Genomic DNA, 245 nt, shown 5'->3' on the forward strand with positions numbered 1-245 from the left:
CAATTACACCCTTTGTATCAATCGGTATCACAATCGCTTTCATCATCTATGGTTGGCTCATCATTCGGGGCGCTATAGATATGCCTCTCTCCGGATTTGTAAATCGTTTCCTACGGATAAGTATTATTACTTCAATAGCTCTTACCACAGGACTTTATCAAAATGAAATTGCCAATTTGATAACACAAATGCCCTATGAGTTATCAAAAGCGCTCATAACAAATCCACTCGATAATACACAATTA

General features: G+C 37.1%; 1 protein-coding gene. It reads left to right on the plus strand.

From position 1 onward, the window contains the following. Positions 1-245 (plus strand): type IV secretion system protein (locus tag ACFINL_RS09860; RefSeq protein WP_375651505.1); only part of this gene is annotated, 245 nt, incomplete at both ends.

The organism is Bartonella sp. AA78NXGY (assembly GCF_042197005.1).
Taxonomy (GTDB): domain Bacteria; phylum Pseudomonadota; class Alphaproteobacteria; order Rhizobiales; family Rhizobiaceae; genus Bartonella.